Origin of the sequence: Pseudomonas sp. (assembly GCF_017744435.1) — a bacterium.
In the GTDB taxonomy this organism is placed as follows: domain Bacteria; phylum Pseudomonadota; class Gammaproteobacteria; order Pseudomonadales; family Pseudomonadaceae; genus Aquipseudomonas.
On the sequence record NZ_JAGIBG010000026.1, the window covers coordinates 39,993 to 61,219 of the forward strand.

Consider the following 21,227-nt stretch of genomic DNA (forward strand, 5'->3'; position numbering starts at 1 on the left):
GTACATGAGCGATAGCGTCGAGATGTATACCGATGGCGCCTGCAAGGGCAACCCCGGCCCGGGCGGCTGGGGCGTCCTGCTGGTCTTCAAGGGCGTCGAGAAGGAACTGTGGGGTGGCGAGCGCGAAACCACCAACAACCGCATGGAACTGATGGCCGCGATCCAGGGGCTGATGGCGCTCAAGCGTGAATGCGAAGTGGTACTGACCACCGACTCGCAGTACGTGATGAAGGGCATCAACGAGTGGATGGCCAACTGGAAGAAGCGCGGCTGGAAGACCGCGGCCAAGGAGCCGGTGAAGAACGCCGACCTGTGGCAACTGCTCGACGAGCAGGTCAACCGCCACAAGGTCACCTGGAAGTGGGTGCGCGGGCACATCGGCCACCCCGGCAACGAACGCGCCGACCAGCTGGCCAACCGCGGCGTCGAGGAAGTGCGCGCCAAGCGTTGAGCTGCGGTACAATCGCAGCCTTTGTAACTGATGCAAGTTGGAGCGCCCCGCGTGGAGCAGCAGCAAGATAAACGCCTGGTCATTCTCGATACCGAAACCACGGGTATGCCGGTCAGTGAAGGCCACCGGATCATCGAGATCGGCTGTGTCGAGGTCATGGGCCGGCGCCTGACCGGGCGGCACTTCCACGTCTACCTGCAGCCCGACCGCGAAAGTGACGAGGGCGCGATCAACGTCCACGGCATCACCGATGCGTTCCTGGTCGGCAAGCCGCGCTTCGCCGATGTCGCCGAAGAGTTCTTCGAATTCATCCAGGGCGCCACCCTGGTCATCCACAACGCGGCGTTCGACGTCGGCTTCATCAACAACGAGTTCGCTTTGCTGGGGCAGGGCGACCGCGCCGACATCGCCAACCACTGCACCATCCTCGATACCCTGCTGCTGGCCCGTGCCCGCCACCCAGGGCAGCGCAACAGCCTCGATGCGCTGTGCAAACGCTACGACATCGACAACTCTGGCCGTGAGCTGCACGGCGCATTGCTCGACTCCGAGTTGCTGGCGGACGTCTACCTGGCGATGACCGGTGGCCAGACCAGCCTGTCGCTGGCAGGGCACGGGGCAGACGCTGACGGTGACGGGCAGGGCGCCGGTGGCAGCGAGATCCGCCGCATCGTCGGGCGTGCGCCTGGGCGGGTGATCATGGCGTCTGCCGAAGAGCTGGAGGCGCATGCCGAGCGGCTGGCAGCGGTGGCCAAGTCGGCGGGAGGGCCTTCGATGTGGCAGGCCCTGACCGAGACACCGGCTGGCTGATCCGTAAGCCTGTACCGGCCTCTTCGCGGGTAAACCCGCTCCCACAGGAATGTCATCACCCTCAGGTCCAGTGATAATCCTGTGGGAGCGGGCTTGCCCGCGAAGAGGGCGCTACAGGCAGCGCAAGGCCAACTAACCTCAATAGGACAACAAGTCCTGCGAGGGTAGCAGCCGGATGTACAAGGACCTCAAGTTCCCCATCCTCATCGTCCACCGTGCGATCAAGGCCGACAGCGTTGCCGGCGAGCGCATCCGCGGCATCGCCGAGGAACTGAGCCAGGATGGCTTCGCCATCATCAAGGCTGCCGATCACACCGAGGCGCGCCTGGTCGCCACCACCCACCACGGCCTGGCCTGCATGCTGATCGCCGCCGAAGGCGTCGGTGACAACACCCACTTGCTGCAGAACATGGCCGAGCTGATCCGCCTGGCCCGCCTGCGTGCACCGGACTTGCCGATCTTTGCCCTGGGCGAACAGGTCACCCTGGAAAACGCCCCCGCCGAGGCCATGAGCGAGCTCAATCAGCTGCGTGGCATCCTCTACCTGTTCGAAGACACCGTCCCATTCCTCGCCCGCCAGGTAGCACGTGCTGCGCACAACTACCTCGACGGGCTGCTGCCGCCGTTCTTCAAGGCCCTGGTGCAACACACCGCCCAGTCCAACTACTCGTGGCACACACCTGGGCACGGCGGCGGCGTGGCCTACCGCAAGAGCCCGGTGGGCCAGGCATTCCACCAGTTCTTCGGCGAAAACACCCTACGTTCAGATCTGTCCGTCTCGGTGCCGGAGCTGGGCTCGCTGCTCGATCACACCGGCCCCCTGGCCGAAGCCGAGGCCCGTGCAGCGCGCAACTTCGGTGCTGATCACACCTTTTTCGTCATCAATGGCACCTCCACTGCCAACAAGATCGTCTGGCATGCCATGGTGGGCCGCGATGACCTGGTGCTGGTTGACCGCAACTGCCACAAGTCGGTGGTCCACGCCATCATCATGACCGGCGCGATCCCCATCTACCTGTGCCCGGAGCGCAACGAGCTCGGCATCATCGGGCCGATTCCGCTCAGCGAGTTCAGCCCCGAGTCGATCCAGGCCAAGGTCCAGGCCAACCCGCTGGCCGCAGGGCGGGAGCCACGGATCAAGCTGGCGGTGGTGACCAATTCCACCTACGACGGGTTGTGTTACAACGCCGGGCTGATCAAGCAGGCCCTGGGCAGCAGCGTCGAGGTGCTGCACTTCGACGAGGCCTGGTTCGCCTATGCGGCGTTCCATGACTTTTTCGAGGGCCGCTACGCCATGGGCACTGCGTGCAGCGAGAGCAGCCCGCTGGTGTTCAGTACCCATTCCACCCACAAGCTGCTGGCCGCCTTCAGCCAGGCGTCGATGATCCATGTGCAGGACGGCGCCCAGCGCCAGCTGGACCGCGACCGCTTCAATGAAGCGTTCATGATGCATATTTCCACCTCGCCGCAATACAGCATCCTCGCTTCGCTGGACGTGGCTTCGGCCATGATGGAAGGCCCGGCCGGGCGCTCGCTGCTGCAGGAGATGTTCGACGAAGCCCTGAGTTTCCGCCGCGCCCTGGCCAACCTGCGCGAGCACATCGCCGCCGAGGACTGGTGGTTCAGTATCTGGCAGCCGCCAGCGGCGGAGGGCATCCAGCGCCTGGCGGCGCAGGACTGGTTGCTGCAGCCGGGGGCCGAGTGGCATGGCTTTGGCGAAGTGGCGGACGACTACGTCCTGCTTGACCCGCTGAAGGTAACCTTGGTGATGCCTGGGCTCAGCGCCGGTGGCGTGCTGGGTGAGCACGGCATACCGGCGGCGGTGGTCAGCAAGTTCCTCTGGGAGCGTGGGCTGGTGGTGGAGAAGACCGGCCTGTACAGCTTCCTGGTGCTGTTCTCGATGGGCATCACCAAGGGCAAGTGGAGCACGCTGCTCACCGAGCTGCTGGAGTTCAAGCGCCATTACGACGGCAACACGGCGCTGAGTGCCTGCCTGCCGAGCGTCGTCGCGGTCGATGCCGCGCGTTACCAGGGCCTGGGCCTGCGCGACCTGTGCGATCAGTTGCATGACTGCTACCGTGCCAATGCCACAGCCAAGCAGCTCAAGCGTTTGTTCACACGTCTACCGGAAGTGGCCGTGAGTCCGGCGCGGGCCTATGACCAGATGGTGCGCGGGGAAGTGGAAGCGGTGCCGATCGAAGCATTGCTGGGGCGGGTCGCTGCGGTGATGCTGGTGCCGTACCCGCCGGGTATTCCGCTGATCATGCCGGGCGAGCGGTTCACCGAAGCGACCCGCTCGATCCTCGATTACCTGGCGTTCGCCCGGGCTTTTAACAGTGGCTTCCCGGGCTTTGTCGCCGATGTGCATGGCCTGCAGAATGAAAGCGGCCAGTACACGGTCGACTGCATCAGGGAATGCGAATGATCTCGACGCCGGTCTGCGCCAGTTCGAAGCGGTTTTCACCCAGGTGGTTGACGCGGTCACCGATGGCCAGGCGGTAGGTGGTGATCGGGGCACCTAGTGCGCTGCCGTCCGCCTGCAGGGTGGACTCCTGGAATTCGTGGACGGGGTAGATACGGCCTTCGGCGTCACGGGCGTGGAATTGGCCGACCATTACTGCTGCCATTTGGGGGGAAACCTCTGAATTACGTAGGAAATGTCTGCAGTGATAGACCGTAAAAGATACCTGGAAGTTTTAGCGCGATGGAAAAAAATCCAGGCCGCCGAGGAACGGTCATCTATAACTACTGACGTCCCTTTTTCCAGCAAAGGATGGATCACGCCATGAGCCAGGTGTATTCGGTAGCGGTTGTCGTCGGCAGCTTGCGCAAGGACTCCTACAACCGCAAGGTGGCCCGCGCACTTTCGGAGCTGGCGCCGTCCAGCCTTGCCCTGAAGATTGTCGAGATCGGCGACCTGCCGCTGTACAACGAGGATGTCGAGGCCGAGGGCGTGCCTGAGGCGTGGAAGCGTTTTCGTGATGAGATCCGCCGTAGCGATGCGGTGCTGTTCGTCACCCCGGAGTACAACCGTTCGGTCCCGGGTGGCCTGAAGAACGCCATCGACGTGGGGTCGCGGCCCTACGGGCAGAGCGCCTGGAGTGGCAAGCCGGCGGCGGTGGCGAGTGTGTCGCCGGGCGCCATTGGCGGCTTTGGTGCCAATCATGCGTTGCGCCAGTCGCTGGTGTTCCTCGACATGCCGTGCATGCAGATGCCTGAAGCGTACATCGGTGGGGCGGCCAGCCTGTTCGATGAAGGCGGTAAGCTCAGTGACAAGACCCGGCCGTTCCTGCAGGGCTTTATCGACAAGTTTGCTTCCTGGGTGAAGTTGAACCGGGCGGTCTGATCCATCGTTGTTTCCTGAGCCGACGCATTCGCGGGCACGCCCGCTCCCACAAAAATTGTGCTGCCCTGTGGGAGCGGGCGTGCCCGCGAATGGCCATACACCGGTCTGTCAGAAGGCCTGCGGCATCTCACCCTTGGCCAGGCGGCGATTGATATCGGCAATCACCTCTGGCAAGTCGTTGATGGTGTCGATCAGGTAGTGCGGCCGCGAGCCGGCAAACAGTTCGTGAATGCGCTTGCGCTCGCTCTCCAGTTTCTCCGCGCTCAGCGCCTGGTAACCTTCCCAGGTCAGCCCCAGGGCATTGCCCGAGCACACCAGGGCCACGGTCCACATCCCGGCACGGCGGCCTTCGAGGATGCCTGGCACGGTGTCGTCGACCTTGACGCACGCCGCCACATCATCGATCCCCAGGGCAATCACGTTGGCCAGGGCCTGGGCCGGCCATGGGCGGCCATTCGGGGTCTCGTCGGTGGCCACCACGTGGTCGGCGACGTAGCCGTTCTGTGCTGCCAGCTCCACCACCTTGTCCATCACCACCTTCGGGTAGCCCGAGCACGAGCCGATCTTCAGGCCTTCCTGGCGCAGGCCGGTGAGGGTGTCCAGGGCGCCAGGGATCAGCGCCGAGTGCACGGCGATCTTCTCGATCTGCAATGGCATGAAGCGGTTGTAGATGGCGGTGACGTCATCGTCGCTCGGGGTACGGCCGAACACTTTGCGGTAGCGCTCGGCGATCTCCGGCACGTCGCACAGGGTGCGGATGTGGTCCCACTTGCCCATGCCCATCGGACCGCGGGCTTCTTCGATGGACACCTGCACGTCGAACTCGGCGAAGGCTTCGACGAAGATCTGGGTCGGGGCGAAGGAGCCGAAGTCGACCACGGTGCCGGCCCAGTCGAGGATGGCGGCTTGCAGCTGGGTAGGATTGCTGTAGTTCATGTGCGCTAATTCCTGAAAACGGGTGGGCAAAGGGGTTAGATGTCCAGCACTTCCATTTCCCGCAGCACGTCGGCCACGGCATTGACGGCGGCCTGCATGCCATCGGCACCGACCACGCCGATGCAGCCGACGCGGAAGGTCTCGACCTGGGTCAGCTTGCCCGGGTAGAGGATGAAGCCCTTGGCCTTGACCCGCTCGTAGAACTCCTTGAACTGGTAGCGGGCATCGTTCGGCGCGTGGAAGGTGACGATGATCGGCGCCTGGATCTCGGCCGGCAGGAAGCTGCGCAGGCCGATGGCGGCCATGCCGTCGAGCAGGGTCTTGCAGTTGTCGGCGTAACGCTGGTGGCGCGCTGGCAGGCCGCCTTCTTCGTTGTACTGTTGCAGGGCTTCATGCAGGGCCGCGACCACGTGGGTCGGTGGGGTGAAGCGCCACTGGCCGGTCTTGGCCATGTAGGTGTGCTGGTCGTGCAGGTCCATGGCCAGCGAGTGGGCATTGCCTTCAGCGGCGGCCAGGGCGGTTTTTTCGGTGAAGACGAAGCCCATGCCCGGCACGCCTTCCAGGCACTTGCCGGAAGCGGCGATCAGCGCCTCGAAGGGGATTTCGCGGGCATCGATCGGCAGCGCGCCGAACGAGCTCATGGCGTCGATGATCAGGCGCTTGCCGTGGCGTTTGATCACCTGGGCGATCTCTGGCAGCGGGTTGAGGATGCCGGTGCTGGTTTCGCAGTGGATCAGTGCCACGTGGGTGATGGCCGGGTCGGCGGCGAGCAGGCGGTCGACGTCGGCGGCGGTGGTTGGCTGGTCTTCGGCGGTTTCAAAGGTGCTGTAGGTGCGGCCCAGCACTTTGCAGATCTTCGCCAGGCGCTGGCCGTAGGCACCGTTGATCAGGACCAGGACCTTGCCGTCACGCGGCACCAGGGTGCCGATGGCCGCTTCCACGGCGAAGGTGCCGCTGCCTTGCAGGGGCACGCAGTGGTGGCTGGCGCTGCCGTCGATGATCGCCAGCAGTTGTTCGCAGACACTGGCGGTCAGTTGGTTGAAGTCGCGGTCCCAGGAGCCCCAGTCCACGAGCATGGCTTGGCGGGTGCGGATTGATGTGGTCAGGGGACCGGGGGTCAGCAGGATCGGGGCATTGCTCATTCCGTTATTCCTCACAAGCGGTGGGCTGAAACTACGAGGCCTAGGTTGCAATTCCCGCTCTCATCAATCAAATTGTTTGTCGTTATCAAAGCTATAAGTCAGGCCGATAGATATGAACCTGTTCCAGCTGCGTGCCTTCGATGCCGTCGCCCGTGAAGGCAGCTTCACCCGCGCCGCCGCACGCCTGTTCATCAGCCAGCCGGCGGTGACCGGGCACGTCAAGGCACTTGAGGAGCACTACCAGATCACCTTGCTGCGGCGTACTGCGCGGCGGGTCGAGTTGACCGAGGAAGGCACCCGCCTGGCGGCCATCACCCGGGCCATGTTCGGTTTGGCCGAAGAGGCCCAGGCCATGCTCGAAGCCAACCGGCAGCTGCTGACCGGGCGCCTGGAGGTGGCGGCCGATGGCCCGCACCGGGTCATGCCGATGCTGGCGCTGCTGCGTGAGCGTTACCCGGGCATTACCGTCAACCTGCGCCTGGGCAATGCCCAGGAGACCTTGGCGGCATTGCTCAGCGAGCATGCCGACGTGGCAGTGCTGACCGAGATCGAGCCACGCAAGGGCTTGTACCTGCAGAACCTCTGCGAGTCGCGCCTGTGCGCCTTGCTGCCGGCGGGCCACGCCTGGGCACAGGTGGGCAGCGACCTGCCGCTGGCAGAACTGCACCAGCAGATCATGGTGCTGCGTGAGCCCAGTTCGACAACACGTCGCACGTTCGACAAGGCCTGCAATGCAGCCGGTGTGCAGCCCCGGGTGCAGCTGGAGCTGGATAGCCGCGAGGCGGTGACCGAGGCGGTGGCGTCGGAATTGGGCATCGGCGTGGTGTCATCGACCGAGGTGGCCAACGACCCGCGGGTGGTGGCGCGGCCTCTGAGCGGCCAGGGCCTGCTCAACCAGCACATGGTCGGCTGCCTGGAACGGCGCCGCGAACTGCGCCTGAACCAGGCGTTCCTGGGCCTGGCGGCCAGCCTCTGAGCCAGCCTAAGATGCCAGCCTCAGCGAATGGAATGCCGATGAGCGAAAAAGACACCATCTCCATGCAACTGGTACGTGAGGCGCTGTTGCAGACCTGCCCGGCGGGCGAGCCGGATGCCGCGCTGCTGGCCCGCGCCGGGATCGACGCCGGGCAGTTGCAGGCGCCTGCCGCACGGGTCAGTGCCGAGGCCTATGCGCGGCTCTGGCGCCTGCTGGCGCGGCGCTGCAATGACGAATTCTTCGCCATGGACCCACGCGGCCTGCGCAGCGGCAGCCTGGCGTTCATGTGCCGGGCGAGCATGGCCCAGCCGACGCTGAGCGCAGGGCTGGACACCGCGCTGGCCTTCCTGTCGCTGATGCTGGAAGACCTGCAGCCAAGCCTGGTACGCCAGCAGGGGCTCGCCGAAATTGTCATCAACGAGCCGCGCGATGCGCCGCGGCGTGCGTTCACCTATTTCACCTTCTGGATGATTGTGCACGGCGTGGCCTGCTGGCTGGCCGGTCGGCGCATTCCGATCCTGGCAATCGACTTGCGCTGCGCCGAGCCACCGTTCTGCGATGATTACCGGGTGATGTTCTCGGACAACCTGCAGTTCGAGCGCCCGCGCACGCGCATGATCATTGCCGCCGACAGCCTCGACCAACCGCTCAGGCGTACGCCCGAGGAACTGCAGCGCTTTCTGGCCGAGGCCCCCGGCAACATCCTGGTCAAATACCGTGATGCCGCCAGCCTGGGGCGGCGCATCCGTCATGACTTGCTGCACCTGGACCCCAATCACTGGCCCGATGGCGATGCCCTGGCAGGGCAACTGTGCCTGTCACCTTCCACCTTGCGCCGCCGCTTGGCAGAGGAGGGGCAGACCTATCAGGGGCTCAAGGACAGCGTGCGGCGTGAGCTGGCCATCGCCTGGTTGAGCCAGGCGGAGCCTGGCATGGGCGAGATTGCCGCGCGCCTGGGCTTTGCCGACAGCAGTTCGTTCTACAAGGCGTTTCGTAAATGGTTCGGTTGCAATCCTGGGCACTACCGCGCGCTGGCCCAGGCACGCGGCGTTCACGGGTAGGTCAGTTCCCTCTGATTCGGCTGGGCAAGCACTGAAAGAGTGTGCGTTCCCTTTGAGTTGGAGCAGCCCGTGCATAACCGTAAATTCACCAAGGTCCCGAACGAGCGCCCTGTCAGCGAGGCTGAAATCAGCCAAAAGGTTACGGATACCTTCATCCATAAGCGAACGCCGGAATGGATCACAAACGCCTCTCTGGCAGATATCCGCAAGTTGCGCAGCTTGTATCTCGAACACAAGAAAACCCAGGAAAAGGCAAACGCCGCGACAGCCGGCGCGTCGCGGCCGCACGCGTTCGCTGAAGCTGCGTTCTCTGCTGCCTCGGCAGGCATTGTGCCAAACGGCCATCGGTTGAGTCAGTTGTTGTGGCAGGACAAGGTGCGCAAGCAAGAGGGCGTTTCAGTGCCTCGGTTGGAGGACGAATTCAGATTGCAACCGGCCTTGCCGCGCCTGATGCAGAACTTCGCGACAGGTGTTACGCCGCTGGAGGGCAGTGGTCTGGTTGCCGCAGGCTCGAATACAGTGCTGTCGGGTAATCTGGAGACCTTCATCACAACCTGCCGACGGCTGGATGTCGGGGGGCTTTACCAAGCTCAACTGGACACTACCTTCAAGCAGAACGCAGCGCTGCTCGTGGACGACAAGCTGGCAGGTTTCAGGCTGGCCCTGCATATCGCTTTTCTCAAGGGTGCAATCGAACCTAGCGTCAGGGATGCTTTACTCGCTTGTATCAGCGACAGCGTCGAGCACGGCCCTGAGGTGCAAACAGCAGCGGTTCAAGCGGGCGATGTGCCCACACTCACGGCGTATCCTGGCCTGATGTCCATGCTCGGCGTGCGCGTGCATGAAGCGCTGTTTGTGCAGCTGCGCGGTGCTGAAGACAGCGACGCAGGCGTTGTCATCTACATGCCAGGCGAGCCGGAGCCCTTGCGCTGGTTCGTCTCCAAAATGGCTTGGGTCACGGAAATGGTCAGTGCCCTGAAGGACGAAGCCCGGCTCGCAGCCTTCATTCAATTGATCGCGCTGGGGGACCGCGCTGCTTTCTTCACCACCTTGCTGACGCGACTCAAGGATGATGTGCCGGACCTGGAACTGGAGGGAGAGACACACCCGGCCCCTGTTTTCAGCCGTTGGGTCGATGCGCAGATCGAGCGTGCCAAGTCAGATGCCAGACTGCTTTTGGTCCCTACGGCCGATGTCGATGCCAAGGCCAGCCGCGAACGCCTGGACGCGTGGAAGTCTCTGGGGTGGGGGCTGGCCAACCTGGCAGGGTTCTTCATACCCGTGGTCGGCACGCTGTTGCTCGCGCAACTGGTGACGTACGTCTGCAAAGAGGTGTTCGAGGGCATCGAGGATTGGGCGCAGGGGCATGACCACGAAGCCTTGCAGCACATTCTCGACGTCGCCGCGAACGTGGCGGCCGCTGCCGGAGCGTTCTCGCGCAGTGCCTTTGTCGATGGCCTCGAGCCTGTGGCGGTTGGCTATGACGCTCTGCGTCTGTGGAGTGATGACCTGAGCGCCTATCGGACTTCGGCAGAGGGCTCTGTGCTGAACGAGGACGGTCTCTACTACGACGGCGAGCGGCGACTGTTGCGGCTGAACGAGCACTACTACGAGGTCCATATGGCTGAGGATCGTGGGCCATGGCGCCTGCGGCATCCCGTGCGACCTGATGCCTATGGCCCCGTTGTCGAGTGCAACGGTGAGCGCTTCTGGCGCTTGCGTGACGAAGTACCGCAGGCTTGGAGCGATGAAGCGAAGCTGCTGGATCGGCTCTGGCCCCAGCAACGTCCGCTTGATTCGGTGCGAGCCCGGCAAGTGCTGCAAGCCGCGTGCAGTGATGTCGATGAGTTACGTGGGATTGCAATCGAAAACCGTGCCTTGCCAGCCAACCTGCGTGACACGTTACGTCGGTTTGAGGCTGATGAGCGGGTAAACCGGTTCCTTGCCGACGCCGATCCTTCCGGTACGAGATTCGCTGACCCGGTGCTACGTGCATGGTGCAAGCAGCGTCCGGAGTTTTCCGCACTGGATACGGAGCAGCTCAACGTCGCAATCAGTGAAAATGCCAGCCGGCTACGCACAGGGCTGTTCGATCATCTGACCTATGCCGAGCCACCCAGCGATGTGGCTGCACAGGTCATCTTGCGTGATTTTTCAGGTTTGCCTCCTGACTATGTCAACGCATTGGTCGCTACATTGACCGGCCCGGAACGTGAGGTGATCGAAGTAAGGCAGCGGCTGCCGCTGTCCGTGGCGCAAAGGGCCCGATCATTGTTGCAGCTTGCCAGGCTCAACCGGGCCCAGCAGGGTTTGATGTTGCGCAATGCCTATAGCGATGGTGCGGGTGAACTGGCCTTCAATCTGTTCGAGCGGGTTGAGCATTGGTCGTTCAAGACGCGCCTGGAACTCCGGGAAAACTCGTCGTCGGGGCGCTTGCTGGCGGTGCTCAACCCGCAGTCAGCCGAATCGACGCAAAAAATCCTGGTGCATCGTGATGGGGAATTTGGCCTTTATGACAGCCGTGGCCTGGCTCTGGAAGCGCAGCCCGCTGAGCCGGATGACTTCTTCCAGGCCGTTTGTACGTTGCTTGAGCCCTCACAGTGCACCCGGCTTGGCCTGGGCGAGGCAGATCCGGCCGATGGCTTACGGCAATTGTTGTTGAGCAAGTTGCCTGGGGAGCATTCGAAGCTGCTGGGCCTGATGGGGCTCGTTGAAAAGAAGGGCTGGTTCAACCCAGGGCTGCGCCTGCCCGATGGCCGTGTGGGCTATCCGCTGGGAGGTGGTGTTTCGAGCGAGAGAGGAGCCTCTGCACGGATACGACGTCGCGTGGCCGCACTCTATCTAGGTGACAGTCCCGAAGTCATTCAAGCGCATATGGACAGAGTGCTGGACGCCGAAGATCCGTACGAGCAACTGGTGTTCGAAGAGCGCAACCAACAGATGCTCGAAGAACATCTCAGTGCCTGGATTGTCGAATCGCCAGAGCTTGAGCGGCCCGCACGCCGTCAGATGTCGCACAGACTGCGTGCGGCTTGGCGCAGGCAACTGGAAATGGACCTGGAGGATATGTCGGGCCAAGGTTACATCCTCGATCTGAGCGGCTGTCAGGTCACTGCGTTGCCTGAACTGGCCGAGGAGCTCGATTTCCACTTCGTGACGTCCCTGTTGATGGTCAACACGCCAATGCAGAGCGTGCCTGAGTCGTTCTTCAGCTGCTTCAGCGGGCTGCAGCGGCTCAATCTTTCGAGAAACGGCTTGCAGGCATTGCCCGCCGGTATTCGCTACCTGGGGCAGCTGGAAAGGCTGCAGCTCTCCTACAACCGCATCAGGTGGAATGAGTCGGCGACCAACATCCTGCAGGAGCATCACAACCTGGTTTCACTGGACTTGAGCTTCAATCCTCTGCGCAGGCTGACGCTGCGCTTTACCCAGGCACCGGCGCTGCGGCGGCTGCACCTGTCGCATTGCGGATTGCTGGAGTGGCCAGTCGGGTTGGAAAACTGTGGCCTGCTTCGTGTCGTGAACCTCAATTCCAATATCCTGACCGGCATACCCGACGCCATCATGCGCATGCCCTATGCGTTTCGTGAGTCCATCCAGCTGGAGCGCAACGCGATTCAACGCGTGCAGCTGGAGCGCTTCTACGCGCGCCCGGCACATCGCGAGCACGGCCAGGACCAAGCGCTGAACCCGGTGCCTTCGGCCAGTGCGCTGTGGGTCACGGGGGAGCAGGCGGCGGAGCGCAGAGCGTGTTGGGACCGACTGTTTCCTGCCCATGGTCCAGATCAGGAAGACAGCGTTTTGCAGATACTGAGTGGGTTGCGTCACTGTGCCGACTTCCAGAATACCGCCCATCGCGAAGTCCTTACCGGCCAAGTGTGGGATCTGCTGAATGCAATGGATGCCGATGCCGATCTGGCGCAAGAACTGCGATTGATTGCCGGCGAGCCGATCACTTGCGCTGACAGTGTTGCAGAACGCTTTGCCGATCTGCAGCTGCGGATGCTGGTCAGCAAGGCCGAGCGTTTGGCGCCGGGCCAGAACGAGGTGCTTAAGCTGGGAGAAGGGCTGTTTCGGCTGAAAACGCTCGAGGCGTACATACATGGCGATATCGAGCGACGACTGCGGACTACACCTGAAATGGACCAGATAGAGGCCAGGCTGTACTACATCGTCCATCTGGCGCAGGAAATGCAGCTTCCAGGGCAGCCAGCCTCGATGCGGTTCGAAATGGTCAGTGGTGGTAACTCGTCCCAACTTGCCCAGGCGCGAGCCTATGTGAGGGCGGCAGAAACCGTCGAGGCCAAGGCGCGATTTCTCAGCGAGCAGTCATTCTGGAGTACCTGGCTTAAAGCCCAGTATCCAGACGAGTTCAAGGCCATGGAAGATGAGTTCGATGAGCTCGGGGAGGAGCTGGATGATACTCGCGCTGCATTGAGCGACCTGCAATACAAGGAGCAGTGGGATGCGTTGAGCGTCAATCGGGCTGCCAGTCTGTCGCGCGTGAAAATACTGCTGACGACGCAAGTCCTGGAAAGCGGCCAAACCAGTCATCCAGATTGACGGCTTAGGCCATTGCCGCCGAGCTTGAGCGGCGCGAACATCGTCGGACCGATGGTTCAACTCCAAAAACAAGAAACCAGGAGTCCGACGATGCGCGATTATGCCGAGGCCGCTCGTGCGTTCGACCATGCCCAGGCCGCTGCTGCGGCGCTGCATGGCGAGCTTGCGGCCCTCAATGCCTGTGTCGAATGCTGTGACCGCCATGCCGGTGCCGGCAAGCTGGCGCTGGTCTGCGAAGACCGTGATGGCAACGGTGCCCGTTACAGTTTCGATGAGCTCAAGATCCAGGCTTCCCGCTTCGCCAATGTGCTCAAGGCGCAAGGGGTGGGCCCTGGCGATCGGGTCGCCGGCCTGATGCCGCGCACCGCCGAGTTGCTGGTGACGATTCTCGCCACCTGGCGCCTGGGGGCGGTGTACCAGCCGTTGTTCACGGCCTTCGGCCCCAAAGCCATCGAGCACCGCCTGGAGCAGTCCCACGCCCGGGTGGTGGTCACCGACGCCCATAACCGCGCCAAGCTCGACGAAGTGCAGGGTTGCCCGACGATCATCACGGTCAAGGCCCGTAGTGGTGAACTGGACTTTCGCCAGTGCCTGGAGGCTGCAGCCGATGTGTGTGAGCCGGTGATGCGCTCGGGGGACGATCCGTTCCTGCTGATGTTCACCTCTGGCACGACCGGCCCGGCCAAACCGCTGGAGGTCCCGCTACGCGCCATTGTCGCTTTCCAGGGCTACATGCGTGACGCCATCGACCTGCGCCCCGACGACCATTTCTGGAACCTGGCCGACCCGGGCTGGGCCTATGGCCTCTACTACGCGGTCACCGGGCCGTTGGCGCTGGGCCATGCCACCACCTTCTACGATGGCCCGTTCAGCGTCGACAGTTGCGCACGGGTGATCGACAAGCTGGGCATAACCAACCTGGCCGGTTCGCCCACGGCGTACCGTTTGCTCATTGCTGCTGGCGATGGCTTTTCGGCACCGATCAAGGGCCGCCTGCGGGTCGTCAGCAGTGCCGGCGAACCGCTCAACCCCGAAGTGATTCGCTGGTTCGCCGACGAACTGGGGGTAACCATCCACGACCATTACGGGCAGACCGAGCTGGGCATGGTGCTGTGCAATCACCATGGCTTGCAGCACCCGGTGCGCCAGGGCTCGGCCGGCTTCGCCATCCCTGGCCACCGCATCGTGGTGCTGGACGAACAAGGTAATGAACTGGCAGCCGGCCAGCCAGGCATTCTGGCGGTGGATCGCGAGCAGTCGCCGCTGTGCTGGTTCGGCGGCTACCACGGTTTGCCGACCAAGGCCTTTGTCGGCAAGTACTACCTCAGCGGCGACACGGTCGAGCTCAACCCGGACGGCAGCATCAGTTTTGTCGGCCGCAGCGACGATGTGATCACCACTTCGGGTTACCGCGTGGGTCCTTTCGACGTGGAAAGCGCGCTGATCGAGCACCCGGCGGTGATCGAAGCGGCGGTGATCGGCAAGCCGGACCCCGAGCGCACCGAACTGATCAAGGCCTTCGTTGTACTGGCCAGTGGTTGCCAGGGCAGCGCCGAGCTGGAAGAAACCCTGCGTCAGCATGTGCGCCAGCGCCTCTACGCGCATGCCTACCCCCGTGAAATCGAATTCGTCAGCGAGCTGCCCAAGACCCCGAGCGGCAAGCTGCAACGCTTCATCCTGCGCAATCAGGAAGTCGCCAAACAACATGCGCAACAGGCCACCCCTGCCAGCGTCTGAAAGGAACCCGATCATGCAGATAGCCAACAAACACTTCATCGTCAGCGGCGCCGCCTCCGGGCTGGGTGCTGCCACCGCGCAGATGCTGGTCGAGGCCGGCGCCAAGGTCATGCTGGTCGACCTCAATGCCCAGGCCGTCGAGGCCAAGGCCCGCGAACTGGGTGGCAACGCCCGCTTCGCGGTGGCTGACATCAGCGACGAACAGGCCGCCCAGGCGGCGGTCGATTCGGCTGTCAGCGCCTTTGGCAGCCTGCACGGGCTGGTCAACTGCGCCGGTATCGTCGGTGCTGAAAAGGTGTTGGGCAAGCAAGGCCCACACGGTCTGGCCAGCTTCGCCAAGGTCATCAACGTCAACCTGATTGGCAGCTTCAACCTGCTGCGCCTGGCGGCAGCGGCGATGGCCGAAGGCCAGGCGGACGACAACGGCGAGCGCGGGGTGATCATCAACACCGCGTCCATCGCCGCCTACGACGGCCAGATCGGCCAGGCCGCCTATGCGGCCTCCAAAGGCGCCATCGCCAGCCTGACCCTGCCGACCGCCCGCGAACTGGCGCGCTTTGGCATCCGCGTGATGACCATCGCCCCGGGCATCTTCGAAACCCCGATGATGGCTGGCATGAGCGATGAGGTACGTGCCTCGCTGGCGGCTGGCGTACCGTTCCCGCCGCGCCTGGGTCGCCCTCAGGAATACGCCGCGCTGGCCCGCCACATCATCGAGAACAGCATGCTCAACGGCGAGGTGATCCGCCTCGACGGCGCACTGCGCATGGCTGCCAAGTAAGGAGAACGCACATGACCCTCGCCAATGACCCGATCGTTATCGTCAGCGCCGTACGCACGCCCATGGGCGGCCTGCAGGGCGACCTCAAGAGCCTGACCGCGCCGCAGCTCGGCAGCGCGGCCATCCGCGGTGCGGTGGAGCGCGCTGGCATCGACGCCACCAGCGTCGAGCAGGTGTTGTTCGGCTGCGTGCTGCCCGCAGGCCTAGGCCAGGCCCCCGCACGCCAGGCTGCGCTCGGTGCCGGGCTGGACAAGCACACCACCTGCACCACCCTGAACAAGATGTGTGGCTCGGGCATGCAGGCGGCGATCATGGCCCATGACCTGCTGCTGGCCGGTACCGCCGATGTGGTGGTGGCCGGCGGCATGGAGAGCATGACCAACGCACCGTACCTGCTGGACAAGGCCCGTGGCGGCTACCGCATGGGCCACGGCAGGATCATCGACCACATGTTCATGGACGGCCTGGAAGATGCCTACGACAAGGGTCGCCTGATGGGCACCTTTGCCGAAGACTGCGCCCAGGCCAATACCTTCAGCCGCGAAGCCCAGGACCAGTTCGCCATCGCCTCGCTGACCCGCGCCCAGGACGCTATCAAAAGCGGCCGCTTTGCCGCCGAGATCGTGCCGGTAGAGGTCACCGAGGGCAAGGAGAAGCGCGTCGTCAAGGACGACGAGCAACCGCCCAAGGCACGCCTGGACAAGATCCCGCAGCTCAAGCCGGCCTTCCGCGAAGGGGGCACGGTGACCGCTGCCAACTCCAGCTCGATCTCCGACGGTGCTGCAGCGCTGGTGCTGATGCGCCGCTCCGAAGCCGACAAGCGTGGCCTCAAGCCGCTGGCGGTAATCCACGGCCACGCCGCGTTCGCCGATACCCCGGCACTGTTCCCCACTGCGCCGATCGGTGCCATCGACAAACTGATGAAGCGAACCGGCTGGAGCCTGGGCGAAGTCGACCTGTTCGAGATCAACGAAGCGTTTGCCGTGGTCACCCTAGCGGCCATGAAGCACCTCGACCTGCCACACGACAAGGTTAATATCCACGGTGGCGCCTGCGCCCTGGGCCACCCGATCGGCGCCTCGGGTGCACGTATTCTGGTGACCCTGCTGTCGGCCCTGCGCCAGAACAACCTGCGTCGCGGCGTGGCTGCCATCTGCATCGGCGGTGGCGAGGCCACGGCCATGGCAGTCGAATGCCTGTATTGAGGTGAACCATGCTGGTAACTGACGAGCAACAACAGATCGCCGACGCGGTACGTGCCTTCGCCCAGGAGCGCCTCAGACCGTTCGCTGAGCAATGGGACAAGGAACATCGCTTCCCAAAGGAGGCCATCGAGGAAATGGCCGAACTCGGCCTGTTCGGCATGCTGGTGCCGGAGCAGTGGGGCGGCAGTGACACCGGGTACGTGGCCTACGCCATGGCGCTGGAGGAGATCGCTGCCGGTGACGGTGCCTGTTCGACCATCATGAGCGTGCACAACTCGGTGGGTTGCGTACCGATCCTGCGGTTCGGCAACGAGCAGCAGAAGGCGCAGTTCCTTACCCCGCTGGCCATGGGCTCGATGCTGGGTGCCTTCGCCCTGACCGAGCCGCAGGCCGGTTCCGACGCCAGCAGCCTGAAGGCCCGTGCACGGCTGGAGGGTGACCACTACGTGCTTAACGGCAGCAAGCAGTTCATCACGTCCGGGCAGAATGCCGGCGTGGTGATCGTCTTCGCCGTGACCGATCCGGATGCCGGCAAGCGTGGCATCAGCGCTTTCATTGTCCCCACCGACTCTCCGGGCTACCAGGTGGCGAGGGTCGAGGACAAACTGGGCCAGCATGCCTCGGATACCTGCCAGATTGTCTTCGACAATGTGCGCGTGCCGGTGGCCAACCGCCTGGGCGCGGAAGGCGAGGGCTACAAGATCGCCCTGGCCAACCTCGAAGGCGGTCGCATCGGCATTGCCTCGCAGGCGGTGGGCATGGCCCGCGCGGCCTTCGAAGCGGCCCGTGACTACGCCAATGAGCGGCAGAGTTTCGGCAAGCCACTGATCGAACACCAGGCCGTGGCCTTCCGCCTGGCCGACATGGCCACGAAAATTGCCGTGGCCCGGCAGATGGTGCTGCACGCGGCCGCGCTGCGTGACGCCGGGCGCCCGGCGCTGGTAGAAGCGTCGATGGCCAAGCTGTTTGCCTCGGAAATGGCCGAAAAGGTCTGCTCGGATGCCTTGCAGACCTTGGGCGGTTATGGCTATCTGAGCGACTTCCCGCTGGAGCGGATCTACCGCGACGTTCGGGTCTGCCAGATCTACGAAGGCACCAGCGACATTCAGCGCATGGTCATTGCGCGCAATCTTTGAAGGAGCAGACTGCATGGCATTCGAAACCATCCTGTTGGACATCCACGGCAAGGTCGGCCTGATCACCCTCAATCGCCCCCAGGCGCTGAACGCGCTGAATGCGCAGATCGTCGGCGAGATCAACCAGGCCCTGGACCAGCTCGAGCGTGACCCGAACATCGGCTGCGTGGTGCTCACCGGTTCTGCCAAGGCATTTGCCGCCGGTGCCGACATCAAGGAAATGGCCGAGCTGCAATACCCGCAGATCTACGTGGAAGACTTGTTCAGCGATTCCGACCGCATCGCCAACCGACGCAAACCGATCATCGCCGCAGTCTCCGGTTTCGCCCTGGGCGGTGGCTGCGAGCTGGCGATGATGTGCGACTTCATCCTCGCTGCCGACAATGCCAAGTTCGGCCAGCCGGAAATCAACCTCGGCGTGCTGCCGGGCATGGGCGGTACCCAGCGCCTGACCCGCGCGGTGGGCAAGGCCAAGGCCATGGAACTGTGCCTGACCGGCCGCCTGATGGGCGCCGAGGAAGCCGAACGTGCCGGCCTGGTCGCGCGCATCGTGCCGCAGGCAGAGCTGCTGGAAGAAGCGCTGAAGGTCGCCACCACCATCGCCAGCAAGTCGATCCCGGTCAGCATGATGGTCAAAGAAAGCGTCAACCGCGCGTTCGAGATGACCCTCAGCGAAGGTGTGCGCTTCGAGCGCCGGGTGTTCCATGCTGCCTTCGCCACCGAAGATCAGAAAGAAGGCATGGCGGCTTTCATTGCCAAGCGCGAAGCACAATTCAAGGATCGTTGAAGCGAGCGAGGCACTGTTACGGCAGCACCTCGCACAGTGTTTTGCCCGGATGCATGAAGCGGGCTGGTCGGCGCCACGGTATAGCTTGGTATACCGTGGCGCTTTCTTTGCGGGGCCGGCAAGGGTGCCAGCGGGCGGATTCCAGCCCCTTTCGGGCAATTTCTCCCATGATTGCTGTTGCTCAAGGCGACGTGGCGCCTTAGACTGCCGCCCCCTGTAAAAGAGTGCCGGTTGGCGCTTGAAGAATTCCGCTGCCGATGCCAAGGCGTCGGCGGCACCTGAATCGCCCAAATGCACATTTTTTCATAGAGAAATCGATGACCAAGGAACAGTTGCTGGCCATGTCGGCCGATGACTACATGAACGCTGACCAGCTGGCTTTCTTTGCTGGCCTGCTGCAGGCGATGAAAGTCGAAACCCATGAACGCATCGAACTGAGCCGCGCCACCATCGAAGGCCTGGACACCCCGTCGGACCCTGCCGACGTGGCGTCGGTCGAGGAAGAGCGCAGCTGGTTGGTGAATGCCATCGACCGCGACCAGCGCTTGCTGCCGCAGCTGGAAATGGCCCTGGACCGAATCTCCGACGAGAGCTTCGGTTGGTGCGATGACAGTGGTGAGCCGATCGGCCTGAAGCGTCTGCTGATCAGCCCGACCACCAAGTACTGCATCGAAGCCCAGGAGCGCCACGAGCAGCTCGACCGCCACCAGCGTCAGGTCTGACCGGACGCAGTGTGCCAAGCCCCATGGAGCGATCCCTGGGGCTTTTTGCGTTTCTTGCGGGAAAGGCCTCGCGCTATTTGTTGCTCAAGGCGTAACACTGCTGTACCAGGATGCGCTGTTACACGGCAGCCACTGGGCGTATCATGACCTTATCGTTAGGGTGCTATCTAAGTGCCGGAGGGAATGATGAACAGCCGGGTCGATGTAGCGGTGATGATCGGTTCAGGTGTGCCAGCGAGCTTGCAGGCATTGGGCAAGCGGGTCTGTTGGGTGGTCCTGGTCAATGGCGAGCGCCGTGGTACCGCGTTCGCCACCCGTGGCGAGGCCAAGGAATGTCAGGCGGCCTGGCTGCAGCTCATGCAAGATGGCCACGCCGCCTGAACGGTTTCAGGCTTCCAGGCTGCGAGCCAATGCGCAGGCGTCGCGGTGCAAGCGGCGAAAGCCCTTGACTCTGCCAGTGGCGCTTTCGGTAACGTGGAAGAACTCGATACCTGCGGGTATGACGATGTAACGTGGTCTGTTATTGGCGCATGCGAGGTAAGAAATGTTCTTTACCTCTCGACGGATTTCAGTGTTTTCGTGCATATTCATTCCCCGGTAATGCGCTGATGGATGCCTGAGCCCGTTCTGCCGAGGGGCTTGCAGTTATCTATCGCATCTTTTCTGGCGGATTTGTTGTCAGACATTACGCTTCCCTGACAGGGAAACTGCCGAAAGCCTGTGTTGAGGCTATATCTGGCAAGCCAGAGTAAAGTTTCCTGCGCGCTGCATCGCCTGCGGGCACAGACGTTTCGTGTATCACTTTATTATTCTTTTCGCCTATCGAATTGAAATGGCCGTGCCTCACCGACTGCGAGTGAGGGCGGATGTCACCGGTTTGAGGATTACTTCATTGGCAGTCAGTACACTGGATACCCACGCCTTGTTTGCCTTGGGCGATTTGCGCGGCAAGTTGGCCAAGCTGTTTCAGGGCCGTTTCATCTATGTCACCGAGCAGAACCCAGAAGGCCTGTACATGGCCGAGATCGACACCGAGAGCGCCTTGGTAGTCGATGACAAGCAGCGCCTCGAATTGAAAGTCGGCGATCACTTCCGCGCCGCCGTTTTGCCTAGCCGCGAAGGGGGCAAACTGGAAATGCGCTTTCGCGAAATCAAGCTGAACGTCTACGGTGTAGGTGACTACGCATTTGTCTCGGTGCCGGAAGGCGAGGGCATCGTGTTCCGCGAAGGCCAGGGCGTGATGCTGGTGTTCGCCGCACAACAACAGGTTCAGGAAGGCCTGGGCAAGTTGCTCAAGGCGGTGACCGGCAAGGTCGCCAAGTGGCGCAAGGGTGAGCTGACCACCTTCAAGGCCAGTGAATGAGCGAAAGTGACGAAGTGCCTGGGACGCGTGCCGAGTTTCATCGGCAGCACCAGGCGCAAGCCATCGCCGAGGCCCAGCGCCTGCTGGCGCAACGTGAGGCGATGGGCTCGGGCTGGTTGAGCTGGGTAGCGGCCCAGCTGTATCAACTGGGCCCTCCACCTTATGCCGCCATGGTGCGACGCGAGTTGCAGCGCCTTGCCCAGGGCTGAGC

19 protein-coding genes are annotated in these 21,227 nt (G+C 63.1%); 16 read left to right on the forward strand and 3 right to left on the reverse strand.

Features of this window, described 5'->3' with window-relative positions; all coding sequences use genetic code 11:
• Nucleotides 1-4: 4 nt before the first annotated feature.
• The 3 genes from rnhA to J7573_RS17595 all read left to right on the forward strand — a co-directional run bounded on the left by rnhA (nt 5) and on the right by J7573_RS17595 (nt 3,686).
• Nucleotides 5-451, forward strand: coding sequence for a ribonuclease HI (gene rnhA, locus J7573_RS17585; RefSeq protein ID WP_054884018.1), 447 nt, complete (start codon nt 5-7; stop codon nt 449-451).
• Between the two features lie 51 nt (nt 452-502).
• Nucleotides 503-1,261, forward strand: coding sequence for a DNA polymerase III subunit epsilon (dnaQ, locus tag J7573_RS17590; protein ID WP_294337913.1), 759 nt, complete (start codon nt 503-505; stop codon nt 1,259-1,261).
• Nucleotides 1,262-1,436: 175 nt separating this feature from the next.
• Entirely contained in the window at nt 1,437-3,686 is a 2,250-nt protein-coding gene (locus J7573_RS17595) for an Orn/Lys/Arg decarboxylase N-terminal domain-containing protein (protein ID WP_294337915.1), read from the forward strand.
• Here the strand turns inward: J7573_RS17595 and J7573_RS17600 are convergent.
• Nucleotides 3,670-3,888: a hypothetical protein gene (locus J7573_RS17600; RefSeq protein ID WP_027919089.1), complete on the reverse strand. Its 219-nt coding sequence runs from the start codon at nt 3,886-3,888 to the stop codon at nt 3,670-3,672. The two genes, J7573_RS17595 and J7573_RS17600, sit on opposite strands and share 17 nt — an antisense overlap.
• 158 nt (nt 3,889-4,046) lie before the next feature.
• Between J7573_RS17600 and J7573_RS17605 the strand changes: the two genes are divergently transcribed.
• Entirely contained in the window at nt 4,047-4,607 is a 561-nt protein-coding gene (locus J7573_RS17605) for an NAD(P)H-dependent oxidoreductase (RefSeq protein ID WP_060512767.1), read from the forward strand.
• A gap of 108 nt (nt 4,608-4,715) precedes the next feature.
• On the opposite strand, the gene phnX is transcribed toward J7573_RS17605, so the two are convergent.
• Together phnX and J7573_RS17615 are read right to left on the reverse strand one after the other, a co-directional pair.
• Nucleotides 4,716-5,543, reverse strand: a complete 828-nt coding sequence (gene phnX, locus J7573_RS17610; protein WP_294337919.1) for a phosphonoacetaldehyde hydrolase — start codon at nt 5,541-5,543, stop codon at nt 4,716-4,718.
• 35 nt (nt 5,544-5,578) lie between these two features.
• The gene (locus J7573_RS17615) at nt 5,579-6,685 is read right to left on the reverse strand and encodes a 2-aminoethylphosphonate--pyruvate transaminase (RefSeq protein ID WP_294337922.1); all 1,107 of its coding nucleotides are present in this window, start codon (nt 6,683-6,685) and stop codon (nt 5,579-5,581) included.
• 112 nt (nt 6,686-6,797) lie between these two features.
• Here J7573_RS17615 and J7573_RS17620 point away from each other — a divergent pair, with 112 nt between their 5' ends.
• The 12 genes from J7573_RS17620 (at nt 6,798) to J7573_RS17675 (ending at nt 21,225) form a co-directional block, all read left to right on the forward strand.
• The gene (locus tag J7573_RS17620) at nt 6,798-7,661 is read left to right on the forward strand and encodes a LysR substrate-binding domain-containing protein (RefSeq protein WP_294337924.1); all 864 of its coding nucleotides are present in this window, start codon (nt 6,798-6,800) and stop codon (nt 7,659-7,661) included.
• A 38-nt stretch (nt 7,662-7,699) separates the two neighbouring features.
• Nucleotides 7,700-8,722: an AraC family transcriptional regulator gene (locus tag J7573_RS17625; protein WP_294337925.1), complete on the forward strand. Its 1,023-nt coding sequence runs from the start codon at nt 7,700-7,702 to the stop codon at nt 8,720-8,722.
• A 69-nt stretch (nt 8,723-8,791) separates the two neighbouring features.
• Nucleotides 8,792-13,285 (forward strand): NEL-type E3 ubiquitin ligase domain-containing protein, encoded by a 4,494-nt coding sequence (locus tag J7573_RS17630; RefSeq protein ID WP_294337928.1) that lies wholly within the window; start codon nt 8,792-8,794, stop codon nt 13,283-13,285.
• 90 nt (nt 13,286-13,375) lie between these two features.
• Entirely contained in the window at nt 13,376-15,022 is a 1,647-nt protein-coding gene (locus tag J7573_RS17635) for an acyl-CoA synthetase (protein WP_294337931.1), read from the forward strand.
• Nucleotides 15,023-15,035: 13 nt separating this feature from the next.
• Entirely contained in the window at nt 15,036-15,803 is a 768-nt protein-coding gene (locus tag J7573_RS17640) for an SDR family NAD(P)-dependent oxidoreductase (protein WP_294337934.1), read from the forward strand.
• A gap of 11 nt (nt 15,804-15,814) precedes the next feature.
• A complete protein-coding gene (locus J7573_RS17645) occupies nt 15,815-17,008 on the forward strand; it encodes an acetyl-CoA C-acyltransferase (RefSeq protein WP_294337937.1) in 1,194 nt (397 codons plus the stop codon).
• An 8-nt stretch (nt 17,009-17,016) separates the two neighbouring features.
• Nucleotides 17,017-18,144, forward strand: coding sequence for an acyl-CoA dehydrogenase (locus tag J7573_RS17650; protein WP_294337942.1), 1,128 nt, complete (start codon nt 17,017-17,019; stop codon nt 18,142-18,144).
• A 13-nt stretch (nt 18,145-18,157) separates the two neighbouring features.
• Nucleotides 18,158-18,931 (forward strand): enoyl-CoA hydratase, encoded by a 774-nt coding sequence (locus J7573_RS17655; RefSeq protein ID WP_294337945.1) that lies wholly within the window; start codon nt 18,158-18,160, stop codon nt 18,929-18,931.
• 317 nt (nt 18,932-19,248) lie between these two features.
• Nucleotides 19,249-19,653, forward strand: a complete 405-nt coding sequence (locus J7573_RS17660) for a TraR/DksA C4-type zinc finger protein (protein WP_027919101.1) — start codon at nt 19,249-19,251, stop codon at nt 19,651-19,653.
• A gap of 186 nt (nt 19,654-19,839) precedes the next feature.
• A complete protein-coding gene (locus J7573_RS17665) occupies nt 19,840-20,034 on the forward strand; it encodes a hypothetical protein (protein WP_159411346.1) in 195 nt (64 codons plus the stop codon).
• A 511-nt stretch (nt 20,035-20,545) separates the two neighbouring features.
• Nucleotides 20,546-21,016 carry a hypothetical protein gene (locus tag J7573_RS17670; RefSeq protein WP_085673022.1) on the forward strand — a complete coding sequence of 157 codons (471 nt, stop codon included), beginning with the start codon at nt 20,546-20,548 and terminating at the stop codon, nt 21,014-21,016.
• Nucleotides 21,013-21,225: a hypothetical protein gene (locus J7573_RS17675; protein ID WP_294337963.1), complete on the forward strand. Its 213-nt coding sequence runs from the start codon at nt 21,013-21,015 to the stop codon at nt 21,223-21,225. The genes J7573_RS17670 and J7573_RS17675 overlap by 4 nt, the downstream gene beginning before the upstream one ends.
• Nucleotides 21,226-21,227 lie beyond the last annotated feature (2 nt).